Origin of the sequence: Halalkaliarchaeum sp. AArc-CO, assembly GCF_024972735.1 — an archaeon.
Taxonomy (GTDB): domain Archaea; phylum Halobacteriota; class Halobacteria; order Halobacteriales; family Haloferacaceae; genus Halalkaliarchaeum.
The window spans coordinates 2,788,882-2,811,014 of the sequence record NZ_CP087723.1 but is presented as its reverse complement, the minus strand read 5'-3'; the positions used below and the strand labels follow the sequence as shown (position 1 = coordinate 2,811,014).

The window sequence follows — 22,133 nt, the reverse complement described above, 5'->3', positions numbered from 1 at the left end:
CCCGGCCTCGATGGTTTAGGAGGGAGCCCGACGTAGGGGCGTTCATGCCAGAAGATTCGGACGGCTACCGGTTCGACACCAGAAGCGTTCACGACGGCGAAGCACCCGACCCGGCGACCAACGCACGGGCGCCGCCGATCCACCAGACGACGTCGTACGTCTTCGACGACGCCGACCACGCGGCCCGGCTGTTCGCGCTCGAGGAGGAGGGCTTCATCTACAGTCGCCTGTTGAATCCAACCGTCGCCCGGTTGGGCGAGAAGCTCGCCTCGCTGGAGGGCGGCGTCGGCGCGGTGCCAACGGCCTCCGGCATGGCCGCGCTGGACCTGGCGACGTTCCTGCTCGCGGAGTCGGGTGACAACATCGTCACCGCCTCGTCGCTGTACGGCGGAACGTACACCTACCTCACCCACTCGGTCGAACGCCGGGGGATCGAGACGCGGTTCGTCGACACCCTCGATTACGAGGCCTACGAGGAGGCGATCGACGAGGACACCGCCTACCTCCACTGCGAGACGATCGGCAACCCGGCGCTGGACACGCCGGATTTCGAGCGACTCGCCGACATCGCCCACGACAACGGGATCCCCTTCTTCGTCGACAACACCTTCGCGACGCCGGTGCAGTGTCGACCCCTCGAGCACGGCGCCGACCTGGTCTGGGAGTCGACGACGAAGTGGCTCCACGGCGCCGGGTCGACGATCGGCGGGGTGCTCGTCGACGGCGGGTCGTTCCCGTGGGAAGAGTACGCCGACGACTATCCCGAGATCGCCCAGTCGAACCCGGCGTACCACGGTGTCAACTTCGCCGAGCGGTTCGGCGACGCCGCGTTCACCTACGCCGCGATCGCCCGTGGCCTGCGCGACATCGGCAGCGCCCAGTCGCCGTTCGACGCGTGGGTGACCCTCCAGAAGCTCGAGACCCTGCCGCTCCGGATCCAGCGCCACGTCGAAAACGCCCAGGCCGTCGCTGAATACCTCTCCGAGCATCCCGAGGTGTCGTGGGTGAACTACCCCGGCCTGGAGACCCACCAGACCCACGAGGAGGCCACGGAGTATCTCGACGGCTACGGCAGCATGATCACGTTCGGCCTGGAGGAGGGGTACGAGGCCGCCAGAACCACCGTCGAATCGACCGAGCTGGCGTCGCTGCTCGCGAACGTCGGCGACGCGAAAACGCTCGTGATCCATCCGGCGAGCACCACCCACCAGCAGCTCTCCGAGGAAGAACTCGAGGCGGCTGGCGTCACCGACGACATGGTCAGACTGTCGGTCGGCATCGAGGACCCACAGGACATCATCGAGGACCTCGAACGCGCAATCGAGGCCGCGACCTCGTAGCGACGGACTGCGTTACTCGAAATCGACGCCGGTCGCGTCCCCGTCCCGGTCGGCGTCCCCGTCCCGGTCGGCGTCCCCGTCGGCTTCGGCAGCCGCCCGAACCGCTCCGGCCGCGAGCTGTGCCACCCGGATCGGCTCGGGGACGCGGCCGTCGTGGGTCGCCGCACGAACGACCTCACCGGCCCGCATGTTGCTGCAGCCGACTGCGCGAACGTGGAGGCGGGTATCCCCGACGTCGACGGGCCGCCGCGGGGGGAGGGTTCGGTATATCCGGAGTCGGTCGTCGAGTTCGTCCCCCGAAAAGTGTTCGCGAAGCGCCGCCTCGAGGCCGGGGCTCGGTTCGAAGGAGACCGAAAGCACCGGTCGGTCGACGGCGTCGTGGATCAGATCGAGGTCGTACAGGTTAAACCACGCGGGGGCGACTCCCGACAGCAGAAGCAGTCGGCAGTCCTCGCGGTCGAGCCGATCGAAGAGCGAAAGAACAGACTCCGTGGCGTCCAGCCCGCCGACGGTGCAGCTTGCGACCCCGAACCCGTCGACGACCCGATCGACGCGGACGAGTGCCCCGGCGAGGTAGCTCCGCGCTGCGGCGTCGGAGGCGGCGATACCCAGCAGCCTGGCGCCGGGTTTCATCCCCAGGGTCTACTCCCCGGCACTCACTCGCCTTTGATCTCCTTGAGCCGGTCGAGGAGTTCGTCGTTGGACGCTTCGAACTCGAACTCGACGCTTCCCTCGTGGTTGTTCTCCGCGGTTTGAACGCCGCCAGAATCGTCGAAGTCGGCGTCGAGGTTCTGGTTCTCCTGTTCGGATTCGTCGTAGCTCCCGAAGCCCATACAGGTAATCGTAACCGTCCCGTACGGAAAAATCTCCCGACCGTTTTTTGACATCTTTTCCGTCATCCTTCTCCACGATCTCAACCCTGCGATCTCGGCCGCTGGCTTTTCCTCGTGGGCGTTCGAGCAGCCTGTATGGATCCGATCACCGTCACCGACGGCGCCGAGCGGTTCACCTGCAACGCCTACCTCCTGACGGAGGGGACGACGACGCTCGTGGACGTCGGGGCCGTCCCCGGGGTCGAGGACATCGTCGCCGAGCACGTCGACGGGCTCGACCGGGTGGTGCTCACCCACCAGCACGGCGATCACGTGGCCGAACTCGAGGCGGTGCTCGACCGGTTCGATCCCGACTGTTACGCCTTCGCCGACCACCCCCGGCGGACCCACGCGATCGAGGACGGCGACGAGATCCAGCTCGGCACCGAGACTGCCGAGGTCGTTTTTACCCCGGGACACGCCGACGATCACGTCTGTTTCGTCGGCGAGACGACCCTGTTCAGCGGCGACGTCGTCGTCTACAACGACGGTGCGTTCGACGACGGCTCCTTCGGTCGGACGGACATGGCCGGCCAGTCGCGGGACCGGCTGATCGAGAGCCTGGAGACGCTGCTCGATCGGCTTCCGGAGAGCGTGACCGCGATGTACGCCGGCCACGGCGACCCCTACGAGGCGAGTTCGGACGGCGACTCCGTCAGAGACGTGATCGAACGTGCGCTGCGGCGAGCAAAACGGCGGGAACCGAAATATCCGGACGAGTGAGATCAAAACGGGCTTTAAAGTAGGTCAGCCGCTTCTCCGGCCGAGCAGTTCCCCGGTCGTCTCGGCGACGCCCTGCAGCGACGGCACCGCGTCGTCGACGGTGAGAAGCAGCCCCGTCGTGACCGCCGAAAGGACAAGCGGGAACCAGAACGTGACAACCCGACCCAAAAGTGCGATCGAGAGTCCGTCGACGAACGGGACGCCGGCGGCGACGTACACAAGCGCAAGTGTCCCCTCGAACGTGCCCGTCCCGCCCGGAGAGATTGGCGCGAGGCTCACCAGATACGCGAGATACGTCCCGACGAAGGCGACGGTCACGCCGGCGTCGACACCGAGCGTCACCGCGACGACGTAGATCTTGAGCGGGTACACCACCCACAGGAGAAACGCGAGCGTGTACAGCCAGTACCGGCTGCGACGGTCAAGCAGCGTTCCCGCCTCCCGCAGAACGGACCGAAGCGTCGAGATCCCGCGGGTGAGCGGGTCTGTCTCCTGGCCGGCGCCGTCCGCGGCGATCGGCTCGGGCTCGTTTTCCCCGGTGACTGTCCCACCGTCGCCGGTTGCGCCCCACCGCCGGAACAGCGCAAACAGTAGCGAGAGCACGACCACGACGGCGACGAACCCTCCGACTGCGGCGTAGGCGCCGGAGGAAACCGCCACGTCCGTCCGGGTGACGGCGACGGCGACGGTGCCGACGACGAGAATCGCAAGCGGCGGAAGCGAGACGTACTTCTGAGCGAGAAGCACTGACGAGAGGGTGTCGTACGCGGCGTCGGTCGTCCGCTCGAACAGGTACACCGTTGCAGCCATCCCCCCCAGTTTCGAGGACGGGGTGGCGCTCTCGACGAACGTGCCCGCAAGCGTCACCACGGCGGCCAGCCGGAACGGGATCGCGGCCCCGGCCCGGCCGAGGAGATACTGCCACTGGTAGGCGACGATCCCGAGGGTGATCACCTGCACGCCACAGAGGGCCAAAAGGACCAGCGGATTCCCCCGGCGCAACGCGGTCGACAGCTCTCGCCAGCCGGCGGCGACTGTCAGCCCGACCAGCAGCGCGATCCCGACGAGCCACAGCAGGTGCTTGCGGTTCATGCGCGAGTGTGGACGCCACCCTGTTTTCGCCCGCCGAACAGCGCCGACCGACCGAACGCGAACGCGGGCTGGGCGACCGAATCGATCGGTTCGTACCCCGCCGGAAGCGATCCGTACGCCGAGACAAACGAGGGGCGAGGGCGACGAACGACGATCCGGTCGGGGCCCTCCTCCATCGATCGGAGATGCTCGACGATCTCGGTCTTGGGGCCGGCCTGGACCGCCACGAACGCGACGTCGAGCGAATCGACGTCCAGCGACGACAGGGAAACCTGGGTCCCGTCGCCGGCAACGAGTTCGACCCGGCCATCGCCGTCAGCGCGGGTCAGCGTTCGACGGGCACCGGCGAGGGCGTCCCGATCGCAGTCGAGCGCGAACACGGTCGCGCGAGAACACTCCGCGATCAGCGCAGCCGTGTACGGGAGCGCCCCACACCCGACAGCGAGAACACGATCGGAGGTGTCCACGTTCGCCATCGCCACCTCCCGGCGGACGACTGGACGATAGAACTCGACGAGCAGCTCGAACAGCCACGGAACCGAGGCGAAGGACTGTTCGAGGTCGGCGAAGGCACGCTTCAACACGCCTCGTTTTACACCGGCGTCGGTCGACGATGTCGGCGACACGGTAATCTCGAGTTTCGCTAAATCAAATTCATTTGTAAACCTTCCGGCGACTCCCACCTCCCGAGAGCGGACAAGCGAATTGAAGGTGTCACAAATGAGCCGTAACGACCGATGGAACACGCCACGTTCGAGCCAGTCCCGGATCGGGCACGTGCGGAGTCGGGAACCGTGTACCTGATCGGGGCTGGGCCGGGGGACCCCGATCTGCTTACGGTGCGTGCGCGGTATCTGATCGAGACTGCAGACGTCATCCTTCACGATGCGCTCGTCCGGGAGACGCTCGTCGACTGCCTCCCGTCGTCCGCGACTGTACTGGACGTCGGCAAGCGAGTCGACCACAAGACACCCCAGGAACAGATCAACCGACTGATGGAGGCACACGCCGACGACGGCGACGCCGTGGTCCGGCTGAAGGGAGGCGACCCGTTCGTCTTCGGACGCGGGGGCGAGGAGGCCCAGTATCTCGCAAAGCGGAGGATTCCCTTCGAGATCGTGCCCGGAATTTCCAGTGCGACCGCAGCGCCCGGGATCGCGGGGATTCCGCTTACCCACAGGAAAGTCTCCTCGCGGTTCACCGTCATCACCGGCCACGAGACTCCCGAAAAAGAGGAGAGCACTCTCGAGTGGGACGCGCTCGCCCGCCACGTCGGCGGCGGCGGCACGCTCGTGATCCTGATGGGCGTGCGGACGCTCGACCGGAACGTGCGGGCGCTGCAGGACAACGGTCTCGACGGTGACACCCCTGTCGCAGTGATACAGAAAGCCAGCTGGGAGACCCAACACGTCGTCCGGGCGAGCCTGGAGTCGGTCGTAGACCGCGTCGAGGAGTCGGAGATCGGCTCGCCCGCAACGGTCGTGATCGGGGACGTGATCGAGGTGTACGACGACATCGACCGATACCTGAAGGAGTTCGAACCTGCGTAACGTCCGAACGGAGAGAAACGACATGCTACCGCTGTTTCACGACTTCGAGGGCAGGTCAGTGGTGATCGTCGGCGGCGGCCGGGTCGCGCTGCGAAAGGCCCGAACGTTCGCCGCCGAGGCCGACGTGACTGTCGTCGCCGACGCGTTCGCGGACGGGTTCGACGGCGTCGACTGCCAACGTCGCCGGCGACGGGTCGAACCCGACGAGGCCGACGAACTCCTCGCGAGCCTGAAGGGGGAACTGTTCCTCGTGATCCCCGCAACCGACGACCGAGCGCTCAACGACGCGATCGCGAGGGCGGGCCGGGAGGCGGACGCGCTGGTGAACCGGGTCGACGAACGCGGCGACACTGTCACGCCGGCCCGAGCCGAGTCGGGACCGCTCACCGTCGCCATCTCGACGGGCGGCGAAAGTCCTGCGGTCGCGCGGCATCTCCGGCGCGAAATCGAGCCGCTCCTCGAACGGACCGAGCCGATGGTCGCGCTCCAGGCCGACCTCCGCAACCGGCTCGGCGACGACCCCGACCTGTCGAGCAAGCAGCGCCGGCAAGCGCTCCGCCGCGTCATCGACGACGACGGCGTCTGGCGGGCACTCGAAGACGGACGGCACGACGACGCCAGGGATCGTGCGATCGAGATAGTCTGGATGGGATCCACAGAATGAAAACAGAGTTTCCATACAACAAACGGAATTGTTTTTAAACATGGTTCGAACAGTACGTCCGATGACCGAACTCTCGCTGCCACACGAGGCGGACGCCGGGCCGACGAAGCCGGAGGTCCGCGCGGTGGCGATTTCGAAGCTCGCGGTGCGGCCCACGGATCACGTCGCCGAGGTCGGGGCGTGTACGGGCGCCGTGACAGTGGAACTGGCGCGCCGGGTGGCGACCGTGACCGCGCTGGAACGTGACCCCGAACGGATCGATGCCGCCCGGGGGAACCTGGCGGCAAACGACTACGACGGCGACGTGCGGCTGCGGGAGGCAGAGGCGCCCGACGGCCTTCCCGAGGACGCCGACGCGCTGTTCCTGGGCGGGAGCCGGAACGCCGAGGCGGTGCTGGATCGCGCCGTCGAGACGGGCGTCGAGCGGATCGTGATGAACGTCTGTCGGATCGAAACCGCCGCGAGGGCGATCGAGGCGTTCCGGTCGCGAGACCTGCTCGCGGAGACGATCCAGCTCCAGGTGAGCAGAGGATACGACCTCGCCGGCGAAACCGGGTTGTCGGCCGGGAACCCTGTGTTCGTGATCGTCGGACGGCGTGGCGGATCGGGCGACGAACTCGCCGACAACCCAGGGAGTGGAGGAAACGAACCGTGACGGTGTACGGTATCGGACTTGGTCCCGGCGACGCCGACCTGCTCACGATCGAGGGGAAACGACTGCTCGAGGCCGCAGACACCGTCTACGCGTCGGGTGAGCTCTCGCAGTCGATCGCCGCAGACCACGTCCCGGCAGCGACGATCGAGGAGCTTTCGTTCCCGATGACCGACGACGACGAGCAGTTGCGCCGGGCCTGGCGGACGGCCGCCCGGCGGGTCGCCGAGGCGAATCGGGTGGGCGACGTCGCGGTGGTCACTCTCGGAGACCCGAACGTCTACTCCACGTTCGGCCACCTCCGCCGGACGCTGGACGTGCTGTACCCGGACGTCGAAGTCGAGGTGATCCCCGGCGTCAGCGCCGCGACCGCGTTCGCGAGCGCCCTTGGCGTCGAGATCGAAGCCGGCTCCGGGATCGCTCTCCGGGAGGCGATCGACGGGGTGGCGCCGGTCGGCCCGGACCGACTGGTGCTGTTCAAGGTTACGGACGCGGAAACGACGGCGGAGAAGTTGGCCGAGGCGGGCTACGACGTCCGGTTCGGCCGGCGACTGTTCATGGAGGGAGAGACAGTGATAACCGACGATCCTGCAGATCTGACTGACGGGGGGTATTTCACGCTCGCGTATGCCGAAAAGCGCGACCTCGATAGGGAGTTCCTGACCGACGAGTTCCGAACCGAGGAGTCCCAGTCCGACGAGCTCCGGACCGACGAGTTCCGGACGGAGGGACAGCGATGATCGACGACCAGCAGGATGGGATCCCGTTCGTGGGGGCAGGGCCCGGTGACCCCGAACTTCTGACCGTCGCCGGCAGGCGGCTGCTCGGGGAGGCCGATCTGGTCGTCCACGCGGGATCGCTGGTCAACGGCCAGCTTCTCGAAGAATACTGCGAGGACGCCCGGACCGTGAACTCCGCGGGCAAGGATCTCGAGGAACTGATCCCGCTGATGGCCGACGCATACGAGGCAGAGGAGACGGTCGTCAGACTCCACAGCGGCGACCCGTCGATATACGGCGCAGCCGTCGAGCAGATGGACGCCCTCGCCGAGCGCGGGATCCCGAGCTACCTCGTGCCCGGCGTCACCGCGGCCTTCGCCGCGAGCGCGACGCTCGGCACCCAGCTCACGCTGCCGGAGGTCTCGAACCACGTTGTCATCACCCGTCCCCAGGGCCGGACCCTCGACGCCGAGAACGATCACATCACCGAGTTCGTCGACATGGGCGACGTGACGACCTGTGTCTATCTGGGAACCCACGCAGTCAGGGAGACGATGGACCGACTGCTCGAGGACGGCCAGGACCCCGACACGCCGGTGGCGGTCGTGTATCACGCCTCCTGGCCCGACGAGGACGTCATCACGGGCACGATCGACACCATCGCCGACCGGGTCGAGGAGGCCGGCTACCGCGCCTCCGCGCTGGTGGTGATCGGCGAGGCGGTCACCGGATCGGGCTACGAGCGATCCCACCTCTACGGCGGGTGGGCCAACAGCGATCACGACTGGGAGGACTGATCGCGTGAGCGACACCAACGGAGTCGAATCGGTCGCAGTCGTCGCCTTCGATCGGAACCAGGACATCGCAGGGGAGATCGCCGACGAGCTGGGTGGATCCGAACGCGAGGCCGACGTCCTGGAATATCACGCCGACGTCTTCACCGACGGCTGGGGGGCGTTCGACTGCTTCGTGGCCGTGATGGCCAGCGGAATCGCGATCAGGAAAGTCGCCGGACTGCTCGATGACAAGTGGTCCGATCCGGCGGTCGTCGTCGTCGACGCCGGGATGACCTGGGCGATCCCGCTGGTCGGGGGGCACCACGGCGGCAACCGGATCGCCAGCGAGCTCGCGGCGCTGGGGGCGACGCCGGCGGTGACGACCGCGACGGAGACAACCGGAAACCCCGACGCCGAGCCGGCCGTCGAGACGCGGGCCGGGGCGCTGAATGCGCGGATCGTCACCCCCGACTCGACGGTCGCGACGAACAGTGCGGCGCTTGCGGGGGAGCTAGGTCCCGTCGTCAGGATCGACGGCCCCCGAGCGGTGCTCGTCGACGACGAGGTGACCGTACTCGAGCGGGGGACCCGGGCGGCCGGCAACGACGGCGTCGTGATCGGGACCGGCTGCGTCTCGGGCGCCGGCGCGGAGGCGTTGCTCGACGCCTGGCGGGACGCCCTCGACCGGACCACACACGGGCCAGGGGACGTCGAGTTCGTGGCTACCGGGGCGCTGAAGGAGGGCGAGGAGGGCCTCTACGAGGCGGCAGCCGAGTTCGGCATCGGTGTGGTGACGTTCGATAGGGAGACACTTTTCGACCACGAGGGGCCGACCCCCTCGAAGTCGCGGGAGCTCGTCGGCTGGCCGGGGATCGCGGAGTCGTCGGCCATCGCGGGCGGCCGCGAGGGTGAGCTCCTGCTGGAGAAGACGAGCTACGGCGGCGAGATCACGGTGGCGATCGCGCGATGACCGGGGACGATTCCCCGTCGTCCGACCGGGAAGACGACTACGGAACCCTGTACGTCGTCGGTATCGGCCCGGGGTTGCCCGAGCACGCGACCCGGCGGGCACAGGAGGTCATCAGGAACGCCGACTGCGTGATCGTCGCCGACCTGTACCGCCGATTCCTCTGTGAGGGCGGAATTCTCCCTCCGGCGGCGCTCGAGGACGACTCGATTGCCGACGGGGACGGGACGACGTTTGACGAGGAAGTGGTTGTCCGGGAGAGCGGCCACGAACAGACGCTGGTGCGGTCCAGCATGGGACGCCAGCGGGAACTCGCGGAGCTGTCCGTCCGGCGCGTCCGCGACGGCGAGGACGTCGTCCACGTCTCCGGCGGCGATCCGAACGTCTACGGCAAGGCGGACCTGCTGTTTTCGGCCGCACAGCAGGCTGGCGCCGAGGACCTCCCGATCGAAGTCGTTCCGGGCGTAACGGCGGCGACCGGCGCGGCTGCGGCGCTGGGGGCGCCGCTTTCCAACGACTTCTGTACCGTCTCGCTGTCCGAGCGGTGGCGTCCCTGGGACGAGATCGGCCGGAAGCTGCGGGCGGCCGCCGAAAGCGGCTTCGTGATTGTGCTGTACAACCCTCGAGGGAACCACCGTCGCGCGCTCGCGACGATCCGCGAGGAACGCGCCGGAGACGTTCCCGTCGCCGTCGTCACCGACGTCGGCCGGAAGGAAGCCGGACGCGTCGGCGAGCGGCGACGGATCGCGACGCTCGAGGAGCTACTGGACAACGAGGACGACGGCAACGACGGCAACGAGGACGAAGCCAGCGATGACGGAATCGACGCGATGGCGACAACGCTCGTCGTCGGAAACGCGGGGACGGAGATTCGGGAATTCGGTGGTCGGCGCTGTATGTTCACCCCCCGCGGCGACCGCGAGATAACCGACTTTTGAGGATTCGATCAGCGTATGACAACAGCTACTGACGGAACCGACGAACGGACGGCGGCACAGGACGAGGAACCGACCCACGGCACGCTTACGGCTGTCGGGCTCGGCCCCGGTCACCCGGAGGGGATGACGATCCGGGCGCGGGAGGCGCTTCTCGACGCCGACCACGTCGTCGGCTACACTACCTACGTCGACCTGCTGCCCGAGGAGATCATCGAGGCGGCCGCGGACGTCTACGCCACGTCGATGGGCGGGGAAGTCTCCCGGACCGAGGAGGCGGTCGATCGGGCGATCGCGGGCCACGACGTGGCGATCGTCGGCAGCGGCGACCCCAACGTGTACGCGTTGGCGGGGCTCACACTCGAGATAATCGAGTCGAAGGACGCGACCCCCAGCGACCTCGACTTCGAGGTCGTCCCCGGCGTCCCGGCCGCCCAGTCGTGTGCCGCCCGGCTGGGCGCGCCGCTCGTGAACGACACCGTCACCATCTCGCTTTCGGATCACCTCGTCCCGATGGCGGAGATCGAGTCGCGACTGCACGCGGTCGCCCCCGAGAAGCTGGCGATCGTCGTCTACAACCCCTGGAGTCGGCGACGGGAGGGGAACTTCGAACGATGCTGTGAAATCCTGCTGGAACACCGCGACCCAGAGACGCCGGTCGGAATCGTCCACGCCGCCGGCCGCGAGGACGAACGCGTCGAGATCGTCGAGCTCGGGGAGCTGGAATCGATGGGCGACAGCGACGTTCTCGACATGCGGTCGACGCTTCTGGTCGGCACCGAGGACACCTACGTCTACGACGGTCGGATGATTACCCCGCGGGGGTACGAGACGAAGTACGACTACTAGTGATGGTCCGTACCCGGGAATCCCGGCGCCTTTCGGTGGTTCGTTTTTAACCACGATTCGGCTCACCGGCGCGGTTCAGTTGCTCGGCGTCACCGCCCTTGCTGCTCTTATCATATCCAACTGTAATGTGTCGTTAATAGTGCGTTTGATGGGCAATGATCAGGGAGTTTAAGGCCTACCAAATCGGTTTTGACTTTGCCTAAATACCCCGTATATGAAGAACAGTACCCTAACATCGGAACATCCTCCTTTGGAATTAGTATTGTAGAGTCAACACACATTTAAGCACTGGCGACGAAACGGGACCCATGTCACTGCTGACCGACGAGAACAAACGACAGATCGGCGACCTCCTCGAGCGGATGGACGAACCGGTGACAATCCACACGTTCACCGACGACTGTGAGACCTGCGAAGAATGTCTCGCGTTCAACCGGGAGATGGTCGAGACGTCCGACTTGCTCTCGATCGAAGAACACGACTTCGACAGCGAGGCGGCCGAGGAGTACGGTGCAACGAAGTACGACCACGGCCCCGTGCAGGTGCTCGAGGGCGGGGATGTCTCCGGCGTGAAGTACTTTGGGCTCCCGACGGGCCAGGAGATCAACTCCTACATCACCGACATCGTGGAGCTGTCCACCGGGGCGCCCGACCTCTCTGGGGACCTGGTCGAGGCGGTCCAGGAGATCGACGACCCGGTCGACATCACCGTGTTCGTCACGCCCACGTGCCCGCACTGCCCGGGTGCAGTTCAGACTGCCCACCGGTTTGCGATGGTCAACGACCAGGTCAGCGGCGAGATGATTCAGTCCCAGGAGTTCATGGAGGTCGCCCAGGAGTACGGCGTCCGGGGCGTTCCCCAGATTAACGTTAACGGGACAGACGGCGAGTTCACGGGGAATCTCCCGCCACAGCAGTTCCTCTCGGAAGTCAAAAACGCGCTATAGATCCGCCCCTGGGTCTCCCATTCTCTCGGACGTGGCTCGGTCTTTAACCGTCCTTCAGCCTACCAGCTGAATTCTCTCGCCTCGTCGTCTCGCCTTGCTGCTATTATCAGTCGTCGTAATCGGGAGCCAACTTACATATTCCAGCTTCCGGACTCACCGATAAGCAATCATGTCCGAACACAAGATCGGCGCTGAAGAACGCCGCGGTGTCGACGGCGCGAGCCTGACCGACGAGATCGGAATCGACGACGAGGAGATCCGGTGGCGCAAGCAGTTCACGCAGTTCGAACGCGACGACGCCCGGCGACTCCAGGAGATGGATCCCCTCTTCGACGGCATCGCAGACGACGTCGTCGACGAGTTCTACAATCATCTCCAGTCTCATTCGGAGTCGATGGCGGTCATCGACTCCTCCAGCAAAGGGGTCGAGGCGCTCAAGCGCACCCAGACGGAGTACCTCCGTGATCTCGGGGCGGGCACCTACGACCAGTCGTACTTCGACCGGCGTGCCCGGATCGGCAAGATCCACGACATGCTGGATCTGGGGCCGCGGATGTATCTCGGCGCCTATTCGATCTACTACCGACGGCTTTTGGAGGCGATCGCCGAGGACGTGAAAGCCCGCGCGGAGGGCGCCGGCGCCCGTGACGGAACGGCGACCGACGGCGGTGCGACGGCGGAGCCGGACGGGGTCGCTGACGCCGACGATCCCTTCGAACCAGCCCTCGAGGAGGCCAGAATCACGGACGCCGAACCCGTCGAGTCGGTCGAGGAAGCCGTCGACGAGGTGGTCGACCGGGCGCTGTCGGTGCTGAAGCTGATGAACCTCGACCAGCAGGTCGCGATGGACACCTACATCGAGTCGTACAGCTCCCGGCTGGAGGGCGAACTCGAGCGCCAGGAACGCGTGGGCGAGGAGGTGAAAAACTCCGTGGACGAACTCCGCGAGATGTCCGAGGACGTCTCCCGGAGCACCCAGGAGATCGCCGAGATCGCCGACGAGCAGGCCGAGGGGATGCAGGAGGTCGCCGGCGAGGTGTCGAACCTCAGCGCGACCGTCGAGGAGATCGCCTCCACGGCCGACCAGGTGGAGGCCACCAGCAGCCGGGCCGAGAAACTGGCCGTGACTGGCCGGGAGTCCGCCGGCGAAGCAGTCGACGTGATCGAGGACGTCGGCGACGCCGCCGACGAGGTGGCAGACGACGTCGACCGGCTCGACGACCGGATCGACGAGATCGACGACATCGTGGACGTCATCAACGACATCGCCGACCAGACGAACCTGCTCGCGCTCAACGCCTCGATCGAGGCTGCAAGGGCCGGCGACGCTGGCTCGGGCTTCGCGGTCGTCGCCGACGAGGTGAAGAGCCTGGCCGAGGAGTCACAGGAGCAGGCCGGCCAGATCGAGGCCACGATCGACCGGATCAAATCCGACACCGAACGCACCGTCGAGAGCCTCGGCACCGCTACCGACCAGATCGACGAGGGGGTCGACAGCGTCGAGTCGGCGATGGAGAACTTAGAGGAGATCGTCGAGGCCGTCGAAGAGACCTCCGAAGGGATCGCCGAAGTCGCCGACGCGACCGACGACCAGGCGGCCAGCACCGAGGAGGTCGCAAGCATGGTCGGGGAGGCCAGCGAGAAGGCACAGGACGTCCGCGACGAGGTCGAACAGGTCGCCGCCGCGAACGAACAGCAGACCGCCACCGTAAACGAGATCAACCGGACGGTCGACCGGCTGGTCGACGGCGGGGAGTAATCTACACCCTCGACGCAGACGGCGACTTCAGTTCACCGCCCCTCGCGCAACCGCGTTCCGATCCGTTTCGGAAGTCCCGCCTCCTCGACGGCTTCGACGACCGTTTCGATGTCGTACTCGACCCGATGTTCCTCCACTGTCGGCACGTCGCCGGAGGTCCCTGTATCGACCGGGTCCTCGGGATCGCCGAGTTCCAGCAGGGCGTACGCCGCCCGGGGGTCGCCGTCCCGGGGTTGGCCGACGCTGCCGGGGTTCATCACCACACCCTCCTCGAAGACGCGGTGCCCCTGCACGTGGGTGTGGCCGAGCACGAGAACGTCGGGATCCTGGGTTTCTACGTTCCCTCCCTCGCCCCCCTCGAGCAACCGGGCCGAGAACTCCTCGGGGTAGGTGTAGCGGTCCGGATTGTCCGGATGGCCGTGGGCGATGTGGATCCGACCATCGAATTCAGATCGCATGGCTGGCAGCGATCCCAGCCACGAGATCGCCTCCTCGTCGAGTTCCCCGCGGGCGTACTCCACGCCCGCCCCCGCCATCGAGTTGAAGCCGAAGCCGCCGCCCCCGGCGACCGCCCGGTCGTGGTTCCCCTGTACTGTCGGGATTTCCAGCTCCCGAACTCGTTCGAGACACTCCGCCGGCCAGGGGTTGTAGCCGACCACGTCACCCGCGCACACGAGCGCGTGGACCTCGGGCATAGCAGAGAGTATCGCTTCGAAGGCCGGGAGGTTGCCGTGGACGTCGGAGATCACGCCGACTCGCATGTGGCGGCGTACGGGTGCCCGGCGGAAAAACCGGACGGCTGTCGGTGCTGTTACGATCTCGAAACCATGCAGCCGTCCACGATCCGAAAGTACGTCAGTACACTTATCACACGAGTACACCAAGTACAAAGCATGCCAGTACGGATCGAAGATTTCGAGGCAAGTGATTTCACTCGAGACCGAAGCGTGCCCGAGCAGGTCGTCGAATACCTCTACGCCCACCGGGACAAGGCGTTCACTCGCTCGGAGATCGCTGCCGGAATCGACGAGGACCAGAACGCGGTCGGGACGGCTCTTTCGCGTTTAAAGAAGCGCAATCTCGTCCGACATAAGGGGAATTACTGGGCAATAACCGACGACCGGGAGCGACTGACTGACGCGTATGACCTCCATACGGCGATGGAACGCCTCGACGAGGAGGATGGGGGTATCGACCACGAAGAGTGGGAGTCGGTCGCGCCGGACGAACCGCATCCGAGCGAACAGAACGATGAGCAGAGGCGATGAATGCGGCCGGAACAGGGAGACGTTGTTCGGAGTCTCGACCCGTTCAAACTCGGAAGCGAGCGGCAGCGACCGTGGCTCATCGTCAACAACGAATCACATCCGTTCGATGAAGAACAGTTCATCGCGGTCGCCGTCTCGACCACGAAGTACGATCGCTCACTTGCGCTCGATCCGGAGGTTTGGGAGACTGGTGGCGTGCCACAGGAGTCTTTCGTCTCTCCATGGGCAATACACTCTCCCCGAATCGAGGACATTGTCGCGTGGCAAGGTCGGACCACAGACGGGTTCGTCGATCGTGCTCTCGACGAACTGGAATCATATCTCAGATAGCTGACGGCAAACCCGGCGGGAGTGCTTCCTTTTACTCGCCGTTTTCGATCGCCGTCTCCACGCCGTCGGCGTCGACGGTCACACCCGCCGCACAGACCGCGTGTTCGAAGTCGGCCTCGTACAGTTCGCTCGCGACACCGTCGGCCGTCGTCGCCGCCAGCTCCCACGCTTCGGGATCGTCGCGCTCGTAGGTGGCCACGAGCGTCGACTCCGCCACTTCCCGGACGAGCAGCGCGTCGCGGCGGACCGTCCCGACGTGGGCCGTCTCAGTGCCGACGACGCCGGCGATCCGGGGGGTGTCGTAGTCGTCCTTCTCGAAGTCCAGCGCGAGCAGCGCACTCGCGAGGGCGTCGCGGGCGGGGTAGCCCAGCGAGAGCTTTTCGGTGATCGGGTCGACGTGTGAGCCGTTGCCGACGACTGCCAGTGTGTCGTCACCGGTCGTCCGGTCGGTTGCCGCCCCCGGGGTCACCGTCCGGACGCAGTTGTAGGCGATGTACGGGTTATCCGTCTCGGGGGCGTCGGGGGTCGGCGAAACCGTGAGCGTGCCGTCGCGTTCGTGAATATGGCGGTTCGGGAACGAGCGCGAGGAGACGCGATACCCGCCGATTCCGGGGCCGACAACGACGAATCGTCCGACGTACATGCACGTGTCTGGCGGTGGTTTCGAGTTATAGCTACCGGTCGTCCTCCTGCTGTCTCCCGGTTGTCCCGGTCTGGCCCCCTGGTCACACTTGCTTTCCTCCCGCTGCAAAAGAGAGGGCCTTTTACCTCGTATTTTCCTCCATCAACCCCTTCTGCTCCTTCTGTCCCCGGATTTGGTACCGTCCTGCATATTCCATTTTGAATATCATTTATAAAGGGCTCTTTAAACTGAACTGGACGTGGCTCACCAGCGGCGAGCACCCCCGCGTCGACGAGGTGCGCAACGCCGATATCACCATCTGGGAGTACCACGACGAGAACCCCGAGGCGTTCGCCCAGCGGATGACCGAACTCGAGGACGCCCACGCGCCCCGAAAATAACTGCCTGACCCCCGGTCGAACCGGGAATCCACTCGTCGGTTGGGCGGGATCGCGTTTTCAGTACGCGATTCCGATCGAAGAAGCCAAAACGGAGAAGGGTGTAGGAGGAAACGAGAACCAGTACCACGCGGCCGATTCCCACCGCCAGCCCCGACACTGACATCGATTCGACGACTTACCACAGCGATCCACCACACATCAAATCAATGTACGACGACGTCGCCGGCCTCCGATTCACGCTCGAGGAAGACGGGTTCGAGCGGTTCGAGATCGCCTGCAGCCACGAGGAGTCGTCGGTCCGGTCGTTCCTGCTCGGAAAGGAGGGGGTAGACGAGGCGCTCGTCTTGCGCACCTGCCAGCGATACGAACTGTACCTCCACGGGCCAGAAGCGGCGGCGGTTCTGAAGGGGCTCGGACGGAAGATCGGCGTCGACGTTTCTCCCGACTCCGACCGCCTGCTCGTCGGCAATTCCGTCGTCGAGCACCTCTTGCGGGTGGCCTGCGGGCTCGAAAGCGGCGTCCTCGGAGAGGACGAGATCCTCGGCCAACTGCGCGGGGCCTACAAGCGCGCGAGCGAGGCCGACGCGCTCGGTGACACGCTGGATACGATCGCGCTGAAAGCGCTCAGAGTGGGCGAACGCGCCCGCACCGAGACCCGAATCAACGAGGGCCGGGTCTCGCTGGGTAGTGTCACCCTAGACCGGGCGCGCGAAGAGCTTCCGGAGGTCTCCGGCGTCGACGAACTCCAAGACGCAAACGTCCTCGTCGTCGGCGCTGGAGAGGTCGCACAACTCGTCGTCAAAGCGCTCGCTCACAGGATCGCGGTCGACGATACCGACGACGAGGCCAGCCTCACTGTCGCCAACCGCACGCTGGAGAACGCCGAAGAACTCGCCGCGGTGGTCGGCGGCGAGGCGGTCGCACTCGTGGATCTGGGCGACGATCACCTGTCGGCGGCCGATCTCGTCGTCACCGCGACGGGTGCCGACGACCGCGTGCTCTCGATCGCGGACCTGGTCGGCCACGAACTCGTCGTCTTCGACCTGGCGAACCCCCGCGACGTCGACCCGGCAGTCGACGACCTCGATGACGTTGCACTCGTCACGATCGAGGACGTGCTGTCGGTGCGCAACGACGGATTACAGCAGCGGGAGGCGGCGATTCCGGCCGTCGAGGAGATCATCGCCGAAGAGCGGGTCCGGCTCGCCGAACAGTTGCGGGCCGAAGAGGTCGACGACACGCTGTCGCAGATCTACTCGCGGGCACACGAACGCCGGGAAGCCGAATTCGAGCGCGCGCTCGACCGCCTGGACGCCGAAAGCGAGCAGCTCACTCCCGAACAGGAGGCGGCGATGCGCGATTTCTCGGAGGCGCTCGTCAACAAACTCCTCCACCCGAAGACGACGGCGCTGCGGCAGGCAGCCGCCACCGACGACCGGGAGACGGTCGACGCCTGGCTGACGCTGTTCGATCGAACGGTCGACGAGATCGCGGTCGACGACGTTCGCGAGAAATCGGAGTGTGATGCCGAGGAGTCGACGTCGGAAGCCGACGCCGAAACGAGATAGCTCGATCCCGCCGACCGCCAGTTCTCACCGATACCGCGAGTACAAGACGAGCAGGCTCGGCAGTAGCACCACCGACGCAAGGAACGCGTAGCCGACGACCAGGATCATCACGAGCCCGAACCGCTGGAGCGACGGGACGAACGTAAACAGCAACACGCCGAGCCCGGCGGCCGTGGTGACGGCGCTTGCAAACAGCGTGCCGCCGGTGTCCCGAACCGCCCGCGAGAGCGCGGCGGTCGGCTCCCCCGTGTCGGAGCGATTCTGGGATTGTGCCTCCCGTTCCTGCTGGTAGCGCGCACTGACGTGGATCGCGTAGTCGACGCCGAGCCCGATTGCGATCCCGGTGATGATCGCCGTCTCGGCGTTGTACGGGATCTCGAGCAGGGACATCGTTCCGAGCACCCACGAGAGCGCGAACACGACCGGGATCGCCGTCGTCGCGCCGAGGCTTGCACTGTCGAACCGGCGCCGGAACAGCGCCACCAAAAGCAGGAACGTCACGGCCAGCGCGATCGCGAACGACTCGATCAGCTGGCGGAGCAGCGCCGTCTGTGCGTCGGCCCGCACGACCGGCGCTCCGGTCGCCGTCGCGGTGACGCCAGGTTCCTCGTCGGCCGACGCGGCGACCTCGCGGAGGTCGGCGGCCACGGTCCTGGCGTCGGCGCCGCTGTCGACGACGACGGTCACTCTGACGGCCCGGTAGTCGCCGTCCGCGTCGCGATTGACGACTCCGGCCATCGTGTCCGGATCGGTGTCGAAGGCGGCATCGAAGAGGGCGGTCACGTCACCGTCCGGCCGGCCGTCGCCGGTCCGGTCGGCCGCCGACCGTTCCGCCTCGACGTCGTCGTCGAACGCCGCGATCCTGTCGACGGCGTCGAACGGGGTGTACACCGACGCCTCCGGATCGTCGCCGCGCAGGACGCCGGTCTCGAGCGCCCCCTGTTCGGCCGCGTGGATCGCCCGTACGCCCGCCTCGCTCGTCACCGCCCCGCGTATCAGGATCTCCACGCGCTGGTCCCCGCCGGCGATTTCGAACCGCTCGTCGAGGAACGCCGCCTGCTCGCGGAGGCTCCCGGGCCCCTCGCGGTCGGTCGCGTCGCCACCGCCCGGAAACAGCGAGACCCAGTCGGGCGGGTCGCCCGGGTAAAAGTCCGTCCGGTCGACCGACGTGTCGACGTGTGCAGCCCCGTAGGCGCCCGCAAGCGTCACGAGCAGCGCAACCGCCACGACCGCTACCGGGGCGCGTTTGGCTCCGAGGACACCGACCGAAAGGAGGCGTTCCACGGCCGGGAGCCGTCCCACTGGGCGCGTCCGGTCGTCCTGATCCAGCAATTCGTCGAGTTCGAGTTTGAGCGCCGGCACCAGCCCGCCGAAGACGAGAAACGCAGCGACGATCCCGAAGGCGGCGACGACGCCGAACTCTCTCACTGCCGGGAACGGGCCGAACACCCCCGAGAGGAACCCGGCGGCGGTCGTGAGAGTCGTCACGCCGATCGCCACCAGGACGCCCGCCAGCCCGGCTGTCATCGCCGTCACCGGGTCCGCCGTTCCCGCCTCCCGGGTCTCCCGATACCGCATCACCACGTGCAACCCGTAGTCGATGGCGAGGCCGACGAGCAGCCACGGCACCGCAACGAGCAGCTGGGTGAGCTGGATCCCGGTCCAGCCGACGAACCCGGCGGTCCAGACCAGCACGACGCCGAGCCCGAACAGCGTCACCGCGACGTCGACGGGATCCCGGTACGCCACCAGCAACAGCCCCACGATGACGACCAGCGCCAGCGGTCCCAGCACCGAAAACGCCGCTTCCGTCGCGGCGGAGGCCCGCCGTTCGACGAGCGCCTGCCCGAAGACGAACTGGTCCGTGGACGCCAGGTGGTCGTCGGCCAGGTCCTCGATGGCCAGCTGGGCGTCCAAAAGCGCCGCCGGCTCCACGTCGGCGTCGTGAACGACGACCACGAGACGGGCGTCCGCCTGGGTCGAACCGGTCCGATAGTCGGTCGGCAACAGGGTCCTCGCGGTCGTCCCCGGTCCGAGGATCGGACGGTCGCTTTCGATCGCTGCCGGGAGCTCCGTTGTGAGTTCCTCCTCGTCGAACGTGGCGAACGTCCGTTGTTTGTCCTCAATCGTGAGCGTTCCGAACGCCCCGAGCGACCGGAGATACGTCTCGACGAAGGCCGAGCCAGTCCCGACGGTTGGTCGACGCTTCACGAGCGTCGGGGCGACGGTGTCGTTCTCGCGGACCGCCCGCTGGAACTCGAGGCTCTCCGCCAGCGATTCCCGGGTGAGCGTGTTCTCGCCGTGAAGGACCACCAGCGTGACTGTCCTGCTGTCGGTCACGAAGTGGCGGTCGACGTACTCGTCGGCAGCGGCCGCCTCGGAGTCGGCGTCGAACTCGACGATCGCGAGATCGCCCGAGAGCCCGGCCGCACCGGCGCCGACGACGACGGTCGCGAGCAACAGCACGACGACGATCGCCCGTCGGCGTCTCCGAAAGATCGACAGATACCACGCGACCGGGTCCCGCATGGCGAGGCGTAGATCCCCGGATCACTTACCGCTTCCTTTGCATCCCACCGGGTGGCAGTCGGTCTGGATCGCAACATCTAAACGGAACTGAGACCAACCGACGAGTGCAGTCCCATGGGGTAGTGGCCAATCCTGCGAGCTTCTGGGGCTCGCGACCCAGGTTCGAATCCTGGTGGGACTATTCTGTTCGAACGAAGTGAGGACGAATAGTCGAGGGATTCGAGCCCTACCAGTCGCGCGCAGCGAACGAGGGTGAGCGAGCACGTCTGGTTCCGGTTCGATATCCTGGTGGGACTATTCTGTTCGAACGAAGTGAGAACGAATAGTCGAGGGAACCTAAACAGCAAGGGGCATCTCGGTCTTGCCACAGTATATGGAGTGTGAGTCCGTACCATCTGCATGGTCGAAACGATCACACCTGCGCGTCTCCGGGACTGGATCGACGAGGGACGGTCGTTTGCCCTGCTGGACACCCGTCCGGACGACAGCTACGACGCCTGGCACATCCGGGACGCGATCCAGTACACGTACAAGCCGGATTTCGAGTTCGACCCCGCGGAGTTCCGGGCACAGACGGAACTCTCGCCTGACGACGAGATCGTCACCATCTGTGCGAAAGGCGTATCGTCGTTCGACATCGCAAAGCGACTCGAGGACAGCGGCTACGGGGAGGTGACCGTCGTCGAGGGAGGGATGCAGGGATGGAGCGAGGTGTACGACGTCGTGGACGTGCCGACCGACGGCGACGTCGAGATCGTCCAGTTCCAGCGCCGGGCGAAAGGCTGTCTGGGCTATCTGATCGCCGATCCGGCTGCCGAGGTCGCCGCGGTCGTCGACGCGACGCGGCACGTCGAGAAATTCGCCGCCCTCGCGAGCGATCGCGGGTACACGATCGAGGCCGTCCTCGACACCCACGTCCACGCGGATCACCTCTCCGGGGGACGGGAACTCGCCGATCACGTCGGCGCGACGTACTACCTCGGCGCCGACGCCAGCGACCGGGGCGTCACCGTCGACTACCGACCGCTGGAGCGCAACGAGGTCGTGCGCGTCGGTGACGTATCCGTGAAGGCGATCCAGACGCCGGGACACACCTCCGAGGCCGTGAGCTATCTCGTCGACGCCGAGGCCGTAGTGACCGGCGATACCCTCTTCGTCGATTCGGTTGGCCGGACCGAACTACAGTTCGGCGAGGGCGACGCCGCCGAAGGGGCGAAGCTCCTGTACGATTCCCTCCACTGGACACTCCTGGCAGAACCGGATTCGATCACGGTGCTTCCGGGTCACTTCGCCATCGACGCCGACGGGACGACCGCGGTGACGCCCGGCGAGCCGGTGGCGGCGACGATCGGCGCGGTCCGGACCGGCGTCGACCTCCTGGCGGTCGACAGGGAAACGTTCGTGAGCCGGGTGACCGAGTCGGTCCCCGAGAAGCCGCCGAACTACGAGACGATCATCGACGTCAACGCGAGTCGGGAACCACCGGGTGACGAACAGCGGACGGTCGAACTGGAACTCGGCCCGAACAACTGCGCGGCGACCGGCGACTGACGGGCGAGGTCGGGGGTTT

At 66.3% G+C, this 22,133-nt stretch carries 23 protein-coding genes and 1 tRNA gene; 17 read left to right on the top strand and 7 right to left on the bottom strand.

Translation table 11 applies throughout. From position 1 onward, the window contains the following. Positions 1–44 precede the first annotated feature (44 nt). On the top strand, positions 45–1,340 hold the full coding sequence (locus AArcCO_RS14755; protein WP_259534252.1) for an O-acetylhomoserine aminocarboxypropyltransferase/cysteine synthase family protein: 1,296 nt from the start codon (positions 45–47) through the stop codon (positions 1,338–1,340). Positions 1,341–1,352: 12 nt separating this feature from the next. Here AArcCO_RS14755 and AArcCO_RS14750 read toward each other — a convergent pair whose 3' ends face one another. Further along, complete coding sequence (locus AArcCO_RS14750) at positions 1,353–1,973, bottom strand: endonuclease dU (protein WP_259534251.1); 621 nt, start codon at positions 1,971–1,973, stop codon at positions 1,353–1,355. 23 nt (positions 1,974–1,996) lie between these two features. Next, entirely contained in the window at positions 1,997–2,173 is a 177-nt protein-coding gene (locus tag AArcCO_RS14745) for a DUF5786 family protein (protein ID WP_259534250.1), read from the bottom strand. A 135-nt stretch (positions 2,174–2,308) separates the two neighbouring features. Between AArcCO_RS14745 and AArcCO_RS14740 the strand changes: the two genes are divergently transcribed. Next, the gene (locus AArcCO_RS14740) at positions 2,309–2,935 is read left to right on the top strand and encodes an MBL fold metallo-hydrolase (protein WP_259534249.1); all 627 of its coding nucleotides are present in this window, start codon (positions 2,309–2,311) and stop codon (positions 2,933–2,935) included. 24 nt (positions 2,936–2,959) lie between these two features. Here AArcCO_RS14740 and AArcCO_RS14735 read toward each other — a convergent pair whose 3' ends face one another. Together AArcCO_RS14735 and AArcCO_RS14730 are read right to left on the bottom strand one after the other, a co-directional pair. Beyond that, positions 2,960–4,027: a lysylphosphatidylglycerol synthase transmembrane domain-containing protein gene (locus tag AArcCO_RS14735; protein ID WP_259534248.1), complete on the bottom strand. Its 1,068-nt coding sequence runs from the start codon at positions 4,025–4,027 to the stop codon at positions 2,960–2,962. Then, positions 4,024–4,653 (bottom strand): methyltransferase domain-containing protein, encoded by a 630-nt coding sequence (locus AArcCO_RS14730; protein WP_259534247.1) that lies wholly within the window; start codon positions 4,651–4,653, stop codon positions 4,024–4,026. Before AArcCO_RS14730 ends, AArcCO_RS14735 begins: the two co-directional genes overlap by 4 nt. Positions 4,654–4,764: 111 nt before the next feature. Here AArcCO_RS14730 and cobA point away from each other — a divergent pair, with 111 nt between their 5' ends. From cobA to AArcCO_RS14680, 10 genes are all read left to right on the top strand, one after another. Further along, the gene (cobA, locus tag AArcCO_RS14725) at positions 4,765–5,577 is read left to right on the top strand and encodes a uroporphyrinogen-III C-methyltransferase (RefSeq protein ID WP_259534246.1); all 813 of its coding nucleotides are present in this window, start codon (positions 4,765–4,767) and stop codon (positions 5,575–5,577) included. A 22-nt stretch (positions 5,578–5,599) separates the two neighbouring features. Further along, positions 5,600–6,241 (top strand): precorrin-2 dehydrogenase/sirohydrochlorin ferrochelatase family protein, encoded by a 642-nt coding sequence (locus AArcCO_RS14720; RefSeq protein ID WP_259534245.1) that lies wholly within the window; start codon positions 5,600–5,602, stop codon positions 6,239–6,241. A 61-nt stretch (positions 6,242–6,302) separates the two neighbouring features. Next, positions 6,303–6,896 carry a precorrin-6Y C5,15-methyltransferase (decarboxylating) subunit CbiT gene (gene cbiT / locus AArcCO_RS14715; protein ID WP_259534244.1) on the top strand — a complete coding sequence of 198 codons (594 nt, stop codon included), beginning with the start codon at positions 6,303–6,305 and terminating at the stop codon, positions 6,894–6,896. Continuing rightward, complete coding sequence (locus AArcCO_RS14710; protein WP_259534243.1) at positions 6,893–7,633, top strand: cobalt-factor II C(20)-methyltransferase; 741 nt, start codon at positions 6,893–6,895, stop codon at positions 7,631–7,633. The genes cbiT and AArcCO_RS14710 overlap by 4 nt, the downstream gene beginning before the upstream one ends. After that, on the top strand, positions 7,630–8,409 hold the full coding sequence (gene cobM, locus AArcCO_RS14705) for a precorrin-4 C(11)-methyltransferase (RefSeq protein ID WP_259534242.1): 780 nt from the start codon (positions 7,630–7,632) through the stop codon (positions 8,407–8,409). Before AArcCO_RS14710 ends, cobM begins: the two co-directional genes overlap by 4 nt. 4 nt (positions 8,410–8,413) lie before the next feature. Next, the gene (gene cbiG, locus AArcCO_RS14700) at positions 8,414–9,358 is read left to right on the top strand and encodes a cobalt-precorrin 5A hydrolase (RefSeq protein WP_259534241.1); all 945 of its coding nucleotides are present in this window, start codon (positions 8,414–8,416) and stop codon (positions 9,356–9,358) included. Then, positions 9,355–10,293: a precorrin-3B C(17)-methyltransferase gene (locus AArcCO_RS14695; protein ID WP_259534240.1), complete on the top strand. Its 939-nt coding sequence runs from the start codon at positions 9,355–9,357 to the stop codon at positions 10,291–10,293. The genes cbiG and AArcCO_RS14695 overlap by 4 nt, the downstream gene beginning before the upstream one ends. A gap of 15 nt (positions 10,294–10,308) precedes the next feature. Continuing rightward, on the top strand, positions 10,309–11,139 hold the full coding sequence (gene cobJ / locus AArcCO_RS14690; RefSeq protein ID WP_259534239.1) for a precorrin-3B C(17)-methyltransferase: 831 nt from the start codon (positions 10,309–10,311) through the stop codon (positions 11,137–11,139). 308 nt (positions 11,140–11,447) lie between these two features. Beyond that, positions 11,448–12,086, top strand: coding sequence for a protein disulfide oxidoreductase (locus AArcCO_RS14685; protein WP_259534238.1), 639 nt, complete (start codon positions 11,448–11,450; stop codon positions 12,084–12,086). 169 nt (positions 12,087–12,255) lie between these two features. Continuing rightward, on the top strand, positions 12,256–13,845 hold the full coding sequence (locus AArcCO_RS14680; protein ID WP_259534237.1) for a globin-coupled sensor protein: 1,590 nt from the start codon (positions 12,256–12,258) through the stop codon (positions 13,843–13,845). 32 nt (positions 13,846–13,877) lie between these two features. Here the strand turns inward: AArcCO_RS14680 and AArcCO_RS14675 are convergent, their stop codons facing one another. Beyond that, positions 13,878–14,606, bottom strand: coding sequence for a metallophosphoesterase family protein (locus tag AArcCO_RS14675; protein WP_259534236.1), 729 nt, complete (start codon positions 14,604–14,606; stop codon positions 13,878–13,880). A gap of 132 nt (positions 14,607–14,738) precedes the next feature. Between AArcCO_RS14675 and AArcCO_RS14670 the strand changes: the two genes are divergently transcribed. Further along, a complete protein-coding gene (locus AArcCO_RS14670) occupies positions 14,739–15,113 on the top strand; it encodes a hypothetical protein (RefSeq protein WP_259534235.1) in 375 nt (124 codons plus the stop codon). Then, the gene (locus AArcCO_RS14665) at positions 15,114–15,443 is read left to right on the top strand and encodes a hypothetical protein (protein ID WP_259534234.1); all 330 of its coding nucleotides are present in this window, start codon (positions 15,114–15,116) and stop codon (positions 15,441–15,443) included. A gap of 31 nt (positions 15,444–15,474) precedes the next feature. Here AArcCO_RS14665 and AArcCO_RS14660 read toward each other — a convergent pair whose 3' ends face one another. Continuing rightward, positions 15,475–16,086, bottom strand: a complete 612-nt coding sequence (locus AArcCO_RS14660) for an IMP cyclohydrolase (protein ID WP_259534233.1) — start codon at positions 16,084–16,086, stop codon at positions 15,475–15,477. 586 nt (positions 16,087–16,672) lie between these two features. Between AArcCO_RS14660 and hemA the strand changes: the two genes are divergently transcribed. Then, positions 16,673–18,034, top strand: a complete 1,362-nt coding sequence (hemA, locus tag AArcCO_RS14655) for a glutamyl-tRNA reductase (RefSeq protein ID WP_259534232.1) — start codon at positions 16,673–16,675, stop codon at positions 18,032–18,034. A 24-nt stretch (positions 18,035–18,058) separates the two neighbouring features. Here hemA and AArcCO_RS14650 read toward each other — a convergent pair whose 3' ends face one another. Further along, positions 18,059–20,563 (bottom strand): efflux RND transporter permease subunit, encoded by a 2,505-nt coding sequence (locus AArcCO_RS14650; RefSeq protein WP_259534231.1) that lies wholly within the window; start codon positions 20,561–20,563, stop codon positions 18,059–18,061. Positions 20,564–20,671: 108 nt separating this feature from the next. Between AArcCO_RS14650 and AArcCO_RS14645 the strand changes: the two genes are divergently transcribed. Both AArcCO_RS14645 and AArcCO_RS14640 read left to right on the top strand, forming a co-directional pair. Next, positions 20,672–20,744, top strand: a tRNA-Gln gene (locus tag AArcCO_RS14645). 218 nt (positions 20,745–20,962) lie between these two features. Next, positions 20,963–22,114, top strand: a complete 1,152-nt coding sequence (locus tag AArcCO_RS14640) for an MBL fold metallo-hydrolase (protein WP_259534230.1) — start codon at positions 20,963–20,965, stop codon at positions 22,112–22,114. Positions 22,115–22,133 lie beyond the last annotated feature (19 nt).

What these genes read in the sequence shown, in the direction of transcription:
- cobA (WP_259534246.1), top strand. Translation starts at nt 4,765, where the DNA reads ATGGAACACGCCACGTTCGAGCCAGTCCCGGATCGGGCACGTGCGGAG.
- AArcCO_RS14665 (WP_259534234.1), top strand. Translation starts at nt 15,114, where the DNA reads ATGCGGCCGGAACAGGGAGACGTTGTTCGGAGTCTCGACCCGTTCAAA.
- AArcCO_RS14680 (WP_259534237.1), top strand. Translation starts at nt 12,256, where the DNA reads ATGTCCGAACACAAGATCGGCGCTGAAGAACGCCGCGGTGTCGACGGC.
- AArcCO_RS14670 (WP_259534235.1), top strand. Translation starts at nt 14,739, where the DNA reads ATGCCAGTACGGATCGAAGATTTCGAGGCAAGTGATTTCACTCGAGAC.
- AArcCO_RS14740 (WP_259534249.1), top strand. Translation starts at nt 2,309, where the DNA reads ATGGATCCGATCACCGTCACCGACGGCGCCGAGCGGTTCACCTGCAAC.
- AArcCO_RS14675 (WP_259534236.1), bottom strand. Translation starts at nt 14,606, where the DNA reads ATGCGAGTCGGCGTGATCTCCGACGTCCACGGCAACCTCCCGGCCTTC.
- AArcCO_RS14745 (WP_259534250.1), bottom strand. Translation starts at nt 2,173, where the DNA reads ATGGGCTTCGGGAGCTACGACGAATCCGAACAGGAGAACCAGAACCTC.
- AArcCO_RS14640 (WP_259534230.1), top strand. Translation starts at nt 20,963, where the DNA reads ATGGTCGAAACGATCACACCTGCGCGTCTCCGGGACTGGATCGACGAG.
- AArcCO_RS14650 (WP_259534231.1), bottom strand. Translation starts at nt 20,563, where the DNA reads ATGCGGGACCCGGTCGCGTGGTATCTGTCGATCTTTCGGAGACGCCGA.
- hemA (WP_259534232.1), top strand. Translation starts at nt 16,673, where the DNA reads ATGTACGACGACGTCGCCGGCCTCCGATTCACGCTCGAGGAAGACGGG.
- AArcCO_RS14720 (WP_259534245.1), top strand. Translation starts at nt 5,600, where the DNA reads ATGCTACCGCTGTTTCACGACTTCGAGGGCAGGTCAGTGGTGATCGTC.
- cbiT (WP_259534244.1), top strand. Translation starts at nt 6,303, where the DNA reads ATGACCGAACTCTCGCTGCCACACGAGGCGGACGCCGGGCCGACGAAG.
- AArcCO_RS14735 (WP_259534248.1), bottom strand. Translation starts at nt 4,027, where the DNA reads ATGAACCGCAAGCACCTGCTGTGGCTCGTCGGGATCGCGCTGCTGGTC.
- AArcCO_RS14695 (WP_259534240.1), top strand. Translation starts at nt 9,355, where the DNA reads ATGACCGGGGACGATTCCCCGTCGTCCGACCGGGAAGACGACTACGGA.
- cobJ (WP_259534239.1), top strand. Translation starts at nt 10,309, where the DNA reads ATGACAACAGCTACTGACGGAACCGACGAACGGACGGCGGCACAGGAC.
- cobM (WP_259534242.1), top strand. Translation starts at nt 7,630, where the DNA reads ATGATCGACGACCAGCAGGATGGGATCCCGTTCGTGGGGGCAGGGCCC.
- AArcCO_RS14685 (WP_259534238.1), top strand. Translation starts at nt 11,448, where the DNA reads ATGTCACTGCTGACCGACGAGAACAAACGACAGATCGGCGACCTCCTC.
- AArcCO_RS14755 (WP_259534252.1), top strand. Translation starts at nt 45, where the DNA reads ATGCCAGAAGATTCGGACGGCTACCGGTTCGACACCAGAAGCGTTCAC.
- AArcCO_RS14660 (WP_259534233.1), bottom strand. Translation starts at nt 16,086, where the DNA reads ATGTACGTCGGACGATTCGTCGTTGTCGGCCCCGGAATCGGCGGGTAT.
- AArcCO_RS14750 (WP_259534251.1), bottom strand. Translation starts at nt 1,973, where the DNA reads ATGAAACCCGGCGCCAGGCTGCTGGGTATCGCCGCCTCCGACGCCGCA.